This is a genomic window from Limnobacter sp. UBA7229 (assembly GCF_002473065.1).
Classification (GTDB): Bacteria; Pseudomonadota; Gammaproteobacteria; order Burkholderiales; family Burkholderiaceae_B; genus Limnobacter; species Limnobacter profundi.
Genome location: NZ_DKTN01000024.1, coordinates 57,171 through 70,113 on the forward strand (window position 1 = coordinate 57,171; position 12,943 = coordinate 70,113).

The 12,943-nt window shown below is 54.2% G+C and carries 11 protein-coding genes; 6 read left to right on the forward strand and 5 right to left on the reverse strand.

All coding sequences use genetic code 11. From position 1 onward, the window contains the following. Window positions 1–17 precede the first annotated feature (17 nt). Window positions 18–1,142 carry a beta-ketoacyl-ACP synthase III gene (locus tag B4C79_RS15785; protein ID WP_171098165.1) on the forward strand — a complete coding sequence of 375 codons (1,125 nt, stop codon included), beginning with the start codon at window positions 18–20 and terminating at the stop codon, window positions 1,140–1,142. 506 nt (window positions 1,143–1,648) lie between these two features. Here the strand turns inward: B4C79_RS15785 and B4C79_RS15790 are convergent. Further along, complete coding sequence (locus B4C79_RS15790; RefSeq protein WP_291741371.1) at window positions 1,649–2,422, reverse strand: glutathione S-transferase N-terminal domain-containing protein; 774 nt, start codon at window positions 2,420–2,422, stop codon at window positions 1,649–1,651. A 137-nt stretch (window positions 2,423–2,559) separates the two neighbouring features. On the opposite strand from B4C79_RS15790, the gene aroQ reads away from it, so the two are divergent. The 5 genes from aroQ (at window position 2,560) to B4C79_RS15815 (ending at window position 9,738) form a co-directional block, all read left to right on the forward strand. After that, window positions 2,560–2,991, forward strand: a complete 432-nt coding sequence (gene aroQ / locus B4C79_RS15795) for a type II 3-dehydroquinate dehydratase (protein WP_171098161.1) — start codon at window positions 2,560–2,562, stop codon at window positions 2,989–2,991. A gap of 111 nt (window positions 2,992–3,102) precedes the next feature. After that, entirely contained in the window at window positions 3,103–4,515 is a 1,413-nt protein-coding gene (locus B4C79_RS15800) for an efflux transporter outer membrane subunit (protein ID WP_291741369.1), read from the forward strand. Then, window positions 4,512–5,711, forward strand: a complete 1,200-nt coding sequence (locus B4C79_RS15805; protein WP_291741366.1) for an efflux RND transporter periplasmic adaptor subunit — start codon at window positions 4,512–4,514, stop codon at window positions 5,709–5,711. The genes B4C79_RS15800 and B4C79_RS15805 overlap by 4 nt, the downstream gene beginning before the upstream one ends. After that, entirely contained in the window at window positions 5,708–8,848 is a 3,141-nt protein-coding gene (locus tag B4C79_RS15810) for an efflux RND transporter permease subunit (RefSeq protein WP_291751859.1), read from the forward strand. The genes B4C79_RS15805 and B4C79_RS15810 overlap by 4 nt, the downstream gene beginning before the upstream one ends. Then, entirely contained in the window at window positions 8,845–9,738 is an 894-nt protein-coding gene (locus B4C79_RS15815; protein WP_008253029.1) for a helix-turn-helix transcriptional regulator, read from the forward strand. Before B4C79_RS15810 ends, B4C79_RS15815 begins: the two co-directional genes overlap by 4 nt. 15 nt (window positions 9,739–9,753) lie before the next feature. On the opposite strand, the gene B4C79_RS15820 is transcribed toward B4C79_RS15815, so the two are convergent. The 4 genes from B4C79_RS15820 to B4C79_RS15835 form a co-directional block, all read right to left on the reverse strand. After that, complete coding sequence (locus B4C79_RS15820; protein ID WP_291743103.1) at window positions 9,754–10,572, reverse strand: substrate-binding domain-containing protein; 819 nt, start codon at window positions 10,570–10,572, stop codon at window positions 9,754–9,756. A gap of 13 nt (window positions 10,573–10,585) precedes the next feature. Beyond that, window positions 10,586–11,347: an ATP-binding cassette domain-containing protein gene (locus tag B4C79_RS15825; RefSeq protein WP_291743099.1), complete on the reverse strand. Its 762-nt coding sequence runs from the start codon at window positions 11,345–11,347 to the stop codon at window positions 10,586–10,588. After that, a complete protein-coding gene (locus B4C79_RS15830) occupies window positions 11,340–12,047 on the reverse strand; it encodes an ABC transporter permease (protein ID WP_291751856.1) in 708 nt (235 codons plus the stop codon). Before B4C79_RS15830 ends, B4C79_RS15825 begins: the two co-directional genes overlap by 8 nt. A gap of 181 nt (window positions 12,048–12,228) precedes the next feature. Continuing rightward, a partial coding sequence (locus tag B4C79_RS15835; RefSeq protein WP_291762687.1) for a flagellin occupies window positions 12,229–12,943 on the reverse strand: 715 nt, incomplete at its 5' end.

Sequence of the window (12,943 nt, forward strand, 5' to 3'; positions counted from 1 at the left end):
CACCCAGGACGAGCGCAATGATCAAGGTAGCCATCAGCGGCACGGGGCTTTTCGTGCCCAGCCAAACCATCACCAACGATGAATTGGTGGAGTCATTCAATGCCTATGTGGCGAAGTTCAATGCCGAACACGCTTCCGAGATTGCCAGCGGCGAACTTGAACCACTGCAGCCTTCCAATTCAGCGTTTATCGAAAGCGCTTCGGGCATCAAGCAGCGCTACGTGATGGAAAAGGAAGGCATTCTGAACCCGGACCGCCTTCACCCCTACTTCAAGGAACGCCCGAATTCTGAGCTGTCCATGATGGCGGAAATTGCCGTGGACGCAGGCCGCAAAGCCATGGAAGATGCAGGGCTTGTTGCTGCAGACATTGACGCCGTGATTTGCTCAGCATCAAACATGCAACGCGCCTACCCGGCCATGGCCATTGAAATTCAGGAAGCCTTGGGCATTGAAGGTTTTGGCTACGACATGAATGTGGCTTGTTCTTCCGCCACCTTCGGGATTGAGCAGGCGGTGAACGCCGTGCGCAGCGGCACAGCCCGCGCGGTGTTGATGGTGAACCCGGAAATTACCTCGGGCCACCAGGCCTGGCTGGACCGCGATTGTCACTTTATCTTTGGTGATGTGTGCACCGCTGTAATCGTACAGCGCCTTGAGGATGCCAAACCGGGCAGCTGGGAAGTACTGGGCACCAAGTTGGCCACCAAGTTCTCGAACAACATTCGCAACAACTTTGGCTTTTTGAACCGTTCGGAGGACGCAGACCGCGACGGTCGCGACAAACTGTTCATGCAGGAAGGCCGCAAGGTGTTCAAGGAAGTCTGCCCCATGGCTGCAGAGCACATGAGCACCCATTTGCAAAGCCTGGGTTTGAGTTCCGCGACCGACGTTCGCCGCTATTGGCTGCACCAGGCCAACCTGGCCATGAACCAGCTCATTGCCAAAAAACTGCTGGGCAGCAGCGAGTTCACGGCCGACAAAGCACCTGTCATTCTCGATGAATTTGCCAACACCGCTTCAGCCGGTTCAGTGATCGCCTTTCACCGCCACAAAGATGATTTGGGCAGCGGCGATGTGGGCGTGATCTGCTCGTTCGGCGCGGGTTATTCAATTGGCAGCGTGGTGGTTCGGAAGACCTGAACGCCAGTTGGCTTGCTCGACTGTTTTGGGCTGCTGCTGAAATGTGAAAGCGCGTTGACGTAGATTAAGCTGCTAGCTTGCTCAGGTGCATACCCTCTCGCGCCAGAAAACCTGTGTTCCCTTTTTGAAATTCACCCTGACTCACCTCGCTCGGCAAAAAAGCGGGCCGAGTCTCGGTGTCGGCCTGTGGTCGACCGTGGCGGGTGAATTCAAACGGGCAGGTTTTCTTGATCGGCGCTGCGAGGGCATTGCAATCTGAGCAAGCGAACTACAGCGCTGGCGACTTGCGAGCCGGCTGCCTTGGTTCAGACAAGGCTTGGGTATTGCTCTGGCTGGCCGGCTTTGCAGGGCTTCCCGGCGGCTTCGCAGCGCGGGGCGACCTGCAAGGTCGATGCGAAGACGCTCTAGCGTTTCGCATGCCCCAAGCCAGAAGCAACAAGCCGGATCAAGAAGCCTTGCTTAGGCCACCCAGAGCAATACCCAAGCATCGCCAAGAACCTTGCAATTCAAGCGCCGTACGTCTTATCCAGATACCGCAGAATATCGTTCGACTCGTACATCGCCACACCCGTGTTCGGATCGATCAAATAAGGCACCTGCACCTTGCCAGTGTTCTCCGACAACCAAGCCCGGTTGCGCGTGGTGCCTTGTGGCGCCTTAAACAGCTTGTCGCGGAAAACAGGGGGACCCATGTCCGTCATGGCGCCCTTGGGCGTGTTCTTCAGCAGATATGGAATTTCCAGTTCGCACAAACGCGCACGCACAGGCTTGGAGTATGGGCTGCTCTCAAAGCTGTAAAGCACCAAGGGTTCAGCGGGTGCTTTTGATGGTCGAGCTTTCATACCCTGAAAGCCACCAACACGATATTGGAAAGAACTCGCCAGCATCGATGAACCCACCGCCACTTTGCGCCCAAAGCCTTGTTGGCTTTTCAGTTTACTGTTGTAGGTTTTGGCCAGGTAATCGATGATGTCGGCGGATTCATTCATCACCACGCCTGTGTTGTCATCCACAAGCATTGGAAACTTGGTGCCAGGCAACAATTTGCGGGCCTCGTCGCGAAAACGCTTGCCACCTGCGGGGCAAGGCAAAATCATCACATCCAAGTCCATTTCGCAGAGCGCTTCCCGCACCAGTCTGCAAAACGGGCTGATTTCGATGTCATAGAGTTTCAACACTTTTTCGGGAGTTTTGCGGGCACGGGCGGTAATACCTGTGCCGCGCCAGCCGCGTGCCGTGCCTGCCAGCAAGTTGAAAATTGCGTCGATGTTGGTGTTCATGGCTTGCCTCTGTCCTGTAATTATTCGAAATTGTCGTTATTTTGTGCGCGAACGTGTCCGCAGTGTAGACGAATCCCCCTAGCCCGCCGCATTGCTTGTTACTATTTTTTCAAACACACCTGCACCGGAGAAGAAACTTGAAAAAACTGCTGCTGATCAACGGTCCCAACCTGAACCTGTTGGGCACGCGCGAGCCAGGTATTTATGGACACATGACCCTGGCTGACATTGAAAAGGCCTTGAAGAACATTGCATTCACCGACGGTTTCGAATTGATGACTTTTCAAAGCAACCACGAAGGTGCCTTGATTGACCGTATTCACAAGGCAAAAACCGAAGATGTCGCGGGCATTGTGATCAACCCGGCCGGTTACACCCACACCAGCGTAGCGCTGCGCGATGCACTGGCGGGTGTGGCAATTCCGTTCATTGAAGTGCACCTGTCCAACATTTACAAACGCGAGAGCTTTCGCCACAACAGCTATTTTTCAGACCTGGCTGAAGGCGTCATTTGCGGGCTGGGCTGGCAAGGGTATGTGTACGCCTTGCGGCAACTGGCCTCGAAGTAAACAAAGCGGGGGCATGGTGATTTTCGGTTCAATTTTGTAAAGATCAGTTAACAGCTGAACAAACAGCCCGAGACTGTGGTCTGATGGGCACTTAACAAGAAAAACGACACCATGAAGCACCACCTCAAACCCCTGTTGCCCTTTGTCTTGGCCTTATCGCTGGGGGCTTGCACCACTGTTGAGTCCAGAAAGCCAGAAATCGACAGCCGGTTTGAAAATGCAACTTTCAAACCCTTGGTCAGCCCGAACGCAGTGCAGGCACCTGCTGACTGGTGGACGGGTTTTTCCAGCGAACAACTCAACACACTGATGCAACAGTCACAGGCCGACAATCTGAGCCTGGAAGCCACAGAGGCCCGCCTGCGTGCAGCGCAGGCCAGCCTGGAGGCGGCACAGGCCAGTTTTTTCCCCTCGCTTACCCTGAATGCAGGCCGACAGGAAAATACAGTGAAAGGCACCAGCATTCAAGGACAGGCCACCAACAACCGCGGACTGTTTACCTCGGCCTCGTTTGTGGCCAGTTATGAAATCGATTTGTGGTCACGGGTTCGCAACACAGCCAAGGCCTCTGAATTGCAGCTTCAAGCGACGCGCTACGAACTGGATGCCGCCCGTATCAGCATAGCGGGTCAACTTGCCACCACTTGGTCCCAATGGGTGGCGGCTGACCAAACCGTGCGGCTGTTCGAGACGGAACTGGAAAGTTTTCAGACCAACCTGAAGTTGGTTGAATTGCGATTTCGCCAAGGTGGTGCAGTTGCCTCCGATGTATTGCAGCAAAGGCAATTGGTTGAATCGGCCCAAGGCAACCTGGCCCAGGCCCGATCCAATCGAGATGTACTGCTCAATAGCCTGGCGCTGCTGGTGGGCCAGCCTCCGAATAAAATCAGCCTGAACAGTGAGAACCTGCCTACCCTGCCCGCTTTGCCCGCCACAGGCTTTCCCGCTGAACTGCTGAATCGCCGCCCCGATGTACAACAGGCATGGGCACAGGTGCTGGCAACCGACCGCAGCGTGGCTGCCGCCATCGCCAACCGATTTCCGCAACTCAGCCTACGTGCAAGCTTTAGTGATCAAACCCGAGATTCCGACTTGCTGTTTGACAACTGGGTGCGCAATTTGAGCGTGAACCTGGTTGCGCCACTTTTCGACGGTGGCGCACGCTCCGCGGAAGTGGAACGCCAGCGCGCCTTGCTTGATCAGGCCGTGGCGCAATATCAGGACGCAGCCATCAATGCACTGGCCGATGTGGACAATGCACTGATTCAGGAAACCCGCCAAGGCGAGGCTGTAGAAAGTTTTCAACGGCAACTTGAACTGGCTGAGCTCAGTTTGAAGCGACTTTTTGCAGGCTACCGCAATGGCACAGTCGACTACCTGGCCATTCTGGATGCACAACAAAGCACCAGCCAGTTAAGGCGTAACCTGGTGAATGCACAACAACAATTGGTGGGCTTTCGGATTGCCCTTTACAGGGCGCTGTCCGGCAGCATTCCACAACCTACAGCAGCAGAGCAGTCATGAGCGATCAATCTTTTTTCAAACGCAAATGGGTACAAATTGGCCTGGCCATTGGGGTCGTTGCCCTGGGTGTTATCGGTTCTGAAGTGCTGGTGGCCACAGCCCCTACAGCCAGCCGCAAACCGCCAGAAAAAGTCGCACGGTTGGTGACAACAGAGCCAGTCAAGGCCGGCGATTACACCGTCAGCTTGCTGGGCTATGGCGTGGTTGAGCCTGAGCAGCAAATTACCTTGCAAGCGCGGGTGAGCGGTACAGTACAAAGCATTGGTCCGAAGTTTGTACCAGGTGCTTCGTTCAAAAAAGGCGAGGTGTTGGTACAACTGGACAACACCGATTACCGCATTGAGTTGCAAACCGCGCAAGCCGCATTGGCGCAAGCGCAATCTACGCTCACCTCGGAATTGGGTAACCAGGTAGTGGCCCAATCCGATTTCGAATTGCTCGGTTTGAATGTGGATGAACGCGAACGTGCCCTGATATTGCGCAAACCGCAACTGGAAGCTGCCAAGGCCACTGTGCAGTCCGCGCAAGCAGGTGTTGAGCGCGCGAAGGTGAACCTGGAGCGCACCATTTTGCGGGCACCATTCGATGGTGTTGTGGTAAGTCGTGAAGCAAGCGTAGGCGCGCAAGTGAGTGCCACCACGGCTCTTGGCGTGCTTGCCAGCAGCGAAGCCTACTGGATCAGCGTGGCCGTGCCGCAAGCTGATTTGAAATGGATCAAATTTCCTGAAGGGAAACAGGCAGGCTCCACGGTGTGTGTCAGCGATGCCAGCAGTAGTGAGCAGGGCTGCCACAAAGGTACAGTGCTGAACCTGCAAACCAGTGTTCAAGACAATGGTCGGCAAGCCCAAGTGTTGGTCGAAGTACCCCGGAACAACAACAAAAACCTGCAACCTTTGTTGCTGGCCCAGTATGTGAAAGTGCGCTTTGACGGCATTGAACTGAGGAATGTATTCAAACTGGCGCCCTCGTCTGTGCATGACAACACAGTGTGGGTCAACGACAACGGTGAACTCGATATTCGCCCCGTCAACATCGCCTTTCGTTCCGCCGAGTATGTGTTGATTGATCGCGGCTTGAACAATGGCGAAAGTATTGTGACTTCCAACCTGGGGTCACCTGTGAACCGCATGGCCATTCGAACGAACGAGCCCCCCAATAACGCAACCACTCCCGCACCTGCTGCGGTCAAACCATGAATGCCGCAAGCCGTCGCCGGGTAGACCGTTCAGGCCCATTGGCCTGGATGACCAAAAACACTGTGGCGGCCAACATTCTAATGTGGGTGTGCCTGATCGGTGGCGTGTTCGGATTCATGAACATGACCAAGGAGGTGTTTCCCGAATTCGAACTGGACCTGGTCACCGTGTCTGTTGCTTACCCAGGTGCAAGCCCAGAGGATGTTGAGCAAGGTATTGTGCTGGCCGTTGAAGAGGCCATTTCAAGCATTGAAGGCATTGTTGAAGTCAACTCCACCGCCAACGAAGGCGCGGCCAGTGTGGTAATTGAAATTGACGAATCGGAAGACGCTCAAGCTGTTTACGACCGAATCAAACAAGAGGTTGACCGAATCACCACCTTCCCTGGTGATGCCGAAGTGCCCAATGTCTCGCTGACAGCACGCAAACGTGGCGTGGTCACTTTGGTAGTACACGGTGACACCGATGAACTGTCGCTGCGCAATTTGGCTGAAGAAGTACGTGATGGTTTGCTGCAAAACCCGGGCATCACTCAGGTTGATCTCACCGAAATTCGCGAACAGGAAATTCATGTTGAAGTACCCGAGGCCAGGCTAAATGCCTATGGTTTGACGCTACAAGGCATTGCCGACAATATTCGGGCCAATGTCATTGAAGTATCCGGCGGAAGTATTTCAACCCAAAGCGGCGAAATACTGTTGCGTGTTTCCGAGCGGCGTGATTTCGCCAATGAGTTTGCAGCGCTGCCGATCGTGTCGCCAGTCAGCGGTACCCCCTTGAAACTGGGTGACATTGCCACGGTGCGAGATGGCTTTCAGGACATCGACAAATACGCCACCTTCAATGGCAAACCATCGATTGAAATTTCAGTATCACGCATCGGTGAACAAACTCCCATCGGAATTTCCGAGGCCACACAGGAGGCGCTGGAACGTATTCGCCCTTTAATGCCCGAGGGCATTGAAATTTCCGTGGTCAGCGATCGCTCAGACACCTACAAACAACGACAGGAACTGCTGGCCAAAAATGCAGTGATGGGTTTGATACTGGTGATGGTGTTGCTCACCATTTTCCTGGACTGGAAGCTGGCCTTCTGGATCAGCATGGGAATTCCCACCGCGTTTCTCGGTGCCATGTTGATACTGCCCCTGTTCGGCGTCACCTTTAACATGATCTCGATGTTCGCCTTCATTATTGCGCTGGGCATTGTGGTGGACGACGCGATTGTTGCGGGCGAAAATATTTACGAATACCGGCAACAAGGCATGAGCATGTTGGACGCCTCTATTCAAGGCGCACGCGATGTGGCCATGCCAGTCACCTTCAGTATCCTGACCAATATTGCAGCCTTTGCACCCTTGCTGTTTGTACCAGGCTTTCTGGGAAAAATATGGGGTGTAATTCCGCTGGTGGTGTGCACGGTGTTTGTGGTGTCGCTGATGGAAGCGATTTTCATTTTGCCAGCCCACTTGGCACACAGCAAGGAAGCCAAAGGAAAGTTTCACAACTGGCAACAAAAGTTTTCCAAGGGGTTCAGCCTGTTTATTGAACGCCGCTATACCCCGATTGTTCAAAAGTGTGTGGAATACCGTTACTTGTCCATGGGTGTTGGCATTGCACTGATGGTGCTGGTGATCAGTTGGCCTGTCAGTGGTCGCATGGGTTTCGAGCTGTTTCCACAAGTGGAAGCAGATCAGTCTGAGGTGAGGGCGCAATTGCCGCTGGGCAGCACCAATGAACAAGTCAACCTGGTGCGTGACCGCATTGTGGCCAGCGCCCTGAAAACCGTTGAGGCCACGGGTGGCGAGCAACAAAGCACCGGCATTTATGCCAGCGTGAATGAGAACAACATTACTGTTCGCACTTACCTGACCCCGCCCGATGTGCGCCCAGTACCCACCGCTGAATTTACCGACCAGTGGCGGCTGGACGTAGGCAACATTCCCGGCGTGGAAACCATACGTTTTGCGGCCGACTCGGGTGGCCCTGGCAGTGGTCCTGCCTTCACGGTGCAGTTAAGCCACCGCAATGTAGACACCCTGCGCCAAGCCAGCGAGGCACTGGCGCGAGAGCTGGCCAACTACCCCATGGTGTCTGAAATTGACGATGGCTTTCAAAACGGCAAGGAACAATTCAGCTTTACCTTGAAAGAGGAAGCGCGACGTCTGGGACTAAGCTCCAACGAAATTGGTCGACAAGTGCGCGCTGCATTTTTTGGTTCGGAAGCCTTGCGCCAGCAACGTGGCCGCAATGAGGTGAAGGTGTTGGTGATGCGCCCCGAAACAGAACGTTCAGCGCAGACCGATGTGCGCGACTTGATGATTCGTACACCGCAAGGTAGCTTGGTTCCCCTTCACTCTCTGGTGAACTTCGACGACACGCGCGCCGTGGCCAACATCACACGAAGGGACGGCCGACGAACCATTTCAGTGACGGCCAACGTCAACCCACGCAACCAGGCACAACAAGTACAAAATGCCACAGTGCAAGACCTGATGCCAAAATTGATGGCCGACTATCCCGGTTTAAGCTACAGCTTTGCGGGTCGCCAGCAAGACTTTTCTGAGGCTTTGGGAGGGCTGGGCAAGGGTTTTATGGTGGCCTTGCTCATGATCTACGTATTGTTGGCGATTCCGTTCAAAAGCTATCTGCAACCCTTCATCGTGATGCTGGCCATTCCATTTGGTATTTTTGGGGCCATAGTTGGTCACTTGATGATGGGCTACAGCATTAGTATTGTGTCCATGATGGGTATTCTTGCCCTGGCGGGTGTGGTGGTGAACGACTCACTGGTGATGGTGGACCACGCCAATGAAAAGGTACGCGAAGGCATGAGCCCTTACGAGGCGATTTGTACCTCTGGCGTGCGACGTTTCAGGCCGATCATGTTGACCACCATTTCCACATTCGGCGGCTTGGCCCCCATGATCTTCGAAACCTCTCGCCAGGCAAAATTCATGATCCCGATGGCCATTTCACTGGGGTACGGCATTTTGTTTGCCACAGCCATTACACTGTTGTTGGTGCCTTGCCTGTATCTGATGATCGATGACCTTCGACGTTTAATGGGTACCAGCCCCGGGCTTGAGCCTGATGAAATTGACTTGACGAAACTGGAAGAAACCCGCACCGCATGAATTCAGGTTTGGACACCACCGAATTTTTAACCACCAAAGAAGTGGCCGAACTGTTGCGCATCAAAGAGCGCAAGTTGTACGACTTGGTAAGTGCGCAAGAAATTCCCTGCGTGAAGGCCACTGGCAAACTGCTGTTTCCAAAAGCGGAGCTGATGCACTGGATACGCACCGGTGAATTTTTATCCGAAAGCAAAAGCACTGCACGATTGAATGTGCTGGCGGGTAGCCATGATCCGCTTTTGGAATGGGCGATTCGTGAATCGGGTTGCGGGTTGGCCATGCAATTTGATGGCAGCCTGAGCGGACTTGATGTGTTTGAGAACCATGGTGCAGTCGCCACTGGCTTGCACGTGCTCAATGTCAACACCAACCCCACCGCCTGGAATACACATGCGGTGCAAACCCGTTTCGCAACAAGCAATGTGGTGTTGGTGCATTGGGCCATGCGGCAACAGGGTTTGATTGTGCCCCACGGGAATCCCAAGCAAATAAACAGTGTGGCTGACCTGCCAGCGTTAAAAATTGCCACTCGCCAGGCTGGCGCAGGCGGCATGATTTTGTTTGAACACCTGCTGCATACTCACGGCCTTGATTTGGCAGCGCTGAATGTTTCTGAAACCTGCCGAACCGAGAATGACACCATTGCTGCTGTGGCCAGCGGAAAAGCAGATGCAGCGCCGGGATTGCAAGCCTTGGCCTTGCAGTTCGGGCTTGGATTTGTGCCCACGCAACAAGAAAATTTTGATTTGATGGTGTGCCGCAAAGCGTGGTTTGAACCACCTTTTCAAAAGCTGATTCAGTTCACCAGCAGTAGTACATTCAAGAAAAAAGCGCAGCAATTTGAAGGTTACAACACCACGGCACTGGGCACCGTGGTGTGGAATTCTTAAGGCTTGTTTGCGTGCTCATTTAGGTGCATTGGGGAAGAACAGAGAATCTCCGTTCTTCTTGTAAGCCGCGATCGTGGCTTGCCCTTTGGGTGACACCAGCCAATTTACGAAAGTATTGCCCAGGTCGGTTTTCACGTTAGGGCACTTGGCCGGGTTCACTGCAATCACACCGTACTGATTGAACAAGGTAGGGTCACCTTCCACCGCAATCTTGAAATTGCCTTTGTTGCCAAAGGCAATCCAGCTGGCGCGATCGGCCAACACATACGCACCCATGCCCACACCGGTATTCAGGGTAGCGCCCATGCCCGAGCCTGTTTCCCGATACCACTTGCCGCTGGCGGCTTTGACATCCACATTGGCCGCCTTCCACAACTGCTGTTCTTTTTTGTGGGTACCACTGTCGTCACCGCGTGAAGCAAACAAAGCCTCTTTATCCGCAATGGCTTTGAACGATTTCACCACATCTTTGCTGCCCGCCACACCGGCTGGGTCGTTGCCAGGCCCCACAACCACAAAGTCGTTGTACATCACGTCAAGGCGCTTCACGCCATAACCATCTGCCACAAATTTTTCTTCGGCGGCTTTGGCATGTACCAGCACCACATCGCCATCGCAATTTTGAGCATTCTTCAAAGCCTGCCCTGTGCCCACAGCCACCACGCGAACTTCAATTCCCGTTTCCGCTTTAAATGCGGGCAACAGGTGATCAAACAGCCCGGAGTTTTGGGTGGATGTGGTGGATTGAACAATAATGAATTTGTCGGCAGCATGTGCTTGTGCAAACAGGCCAGTGGCCAACAGTGCTGTAACCAATCGAATTTTTTTAGTCATGGTATCTCCTCGTTTAAATCAACAACTCACCCGCAAGGTAGGCTTTCGCCTCACGGCTGGCAGGTGTTTTCAAAAACTCGTGGGTGGCTTGGATGGCGTGAACCCTGCCCTTGTGAACAAACATCACTTCATCGGAAAGCCGTGCAGCCTGGCCTTGATCGTGGGTCACCACAATCACTTTCACGCCACACTGGCTGGCACGCAGCACAATGTTTTCAATCAATGCTGTGGCTTGGGGATCAAGGCTGGCACTGGGTTCATCCAGAATCAGCAAACCAGGTTTTGCCGCCAAAGCGCGCAGCAATGTCAGGCGTTGCTGTTCCCCGCCTGACAGTTTTCTGGCCGGAGATTTTGCGAGGTGCTGCATGCCACCCAACTCGAGTAGGGCATCCGCGCGGAAAGGCCGTTGGCCTCGCTCCACGCCTGCGATGGCCAGTGCATGCAACAGGTTGTCTTGCACACTGCGGCGCAGCAATACCGGGCGCTGGAATACAAAACCAATTTGATCGCGGGGAACTCGACTCAGTGTGTTGAAACGGACAGAACCCTGCTCAGGCATCAGCAAGCCCGCCAGTAATCGCAAAATAAGACTTTTGCCAGCGCCATTGGGCCCCATGATCGCGGTAATGCCTTGCGCGCCAATTTCAAGAGTCAAATTGCTGAATATGTGATGCTTGCCGAATGACAGATGAACGCCGTCAAACTGAATTGGCAGGTGCTCTGAAAACGGTTTCGAAGGGGCAAGCAAGGCCAGGTCGCTGTTCATCTTAAGCATAAGCCCTCTTTTGTGCGCTGTTTTTCAGCAAGAAAAGGCCCGCGTTAATCAGGATGGACAGCACGATCAGAATAATCCCCAAGCCCAGTGCCAGCGCCAGTTCACCTTTCGAGGTTTCCAGAGCAATGGTCGTGGTCATGACCCGGGTTACATTGGCAATGTTGCCGCCCACGATAATCACTGCGCCCACCTCCGCCAAGGCGCGACCCAACCCGGCCAATGCGCTGGTCAGCAGCGAATAACGGGCATCTACAATCAAAGTGCAAATGGTTTGAATGCGACTGGCATTCATGGCGCGCAGCATTTCATCGTATTCGCTGTACAAGTCTTCAATCACTTGCCGGGCCAGTGCTGCCACAATTGGGGTGACCAGCACCACCTGCGCGATCACCATGGCTGTGGGGGTGTACAGCAATTGAAGAAAGCCCAGAGGGCCGGCCGCAGACAAAAACAGATAAATCACCAAGCCCACCACCACGGGCGGCAAACCCATGAGGGAATTCAAAAACACCACCAAGAGCATTCGCCCAGGAAACCGGCCAATTGCCAAAGCGGCACCGATCGGAAAACCCAGCAAGCATGCGATGGAAACGGCCGTGAACGTGACCTGTAGCGACAAGGCAATGATGTCGATCAAAGTGGGGTCAGCTTGCCCAATCAGGGTAAAGGCTTGAACAAAGGCTAGAGAGAAGTCTTGCATTTATATGCATTTTTTACGGAATAAATGCAGTGTAATGCGAAAATGCGCGTGATGTCATTGGTAGTAACACCAGCGGGGAGAAAAAAGGCAGAGGACGAATGGTCCGAATCCGGGAATGCCCCCTGCCGAAACCAGCTGATCCGATGCTAGTCAGATCAGCCAGTGCTTGGTCAATTCAGGTTTACTGCAACAGGCTCAGTACGTTGTTGGGCAACTGGTTGGCCTGGGCGAGCATGGCGGTACCGGCCTGCTGCAGAATCTGCGAGCGGGTCAGGTTGGCCGTTTCCTTGGCAAAGTCAGCATCCATGATTCGTCCACGGGCGGCCTGCAGGTTGGTGCTGGACACATCGGCAAAGGCAGCCACCTGTTCCAGTCGGCTTTGGCCCGCACCCACCACAGCACGAATACCGGTGATGGCGTCGATCGAGGCATCCAGAGTGTCGATGGCCGTGGTGGCGTTGGCCACATCGGTAATGGCGCCCAGGTTGGTCTGAATGTCGGCTGCACCGTTGGTCATGATGGTGGTCAGGTCGTTGCCCGTGCTCAAGCCATCGTCAGTCAGGTTCAGCTCCAGGGTGTCGGAAACGGCGTTGCCGGTGCCCACCTGGAAGCTTAATGTTTGGTTGGCGGCATCAAACAGGTTGTTGCCGTTGAATGTGCTGCCAGTCACGATACGGTCCACCTCGTTGGCCAGTTCCGTGTACTCACGGTTCAGGTTCACACGGTCGGTGGGGTTCAAGGTGCCGTTTTTGGCTTGAACAGCCAACTCACGCATACGCTGCAGGTTGTCGCTGATCTTGCCCATGGCGCCGTCGGCCACTTGCAACAGTGAAATGCCGTCGTTGGCGTTGCGGCCTGCCACATCAAAGCCACGGATTTGCGCTTGCATGCGCTCG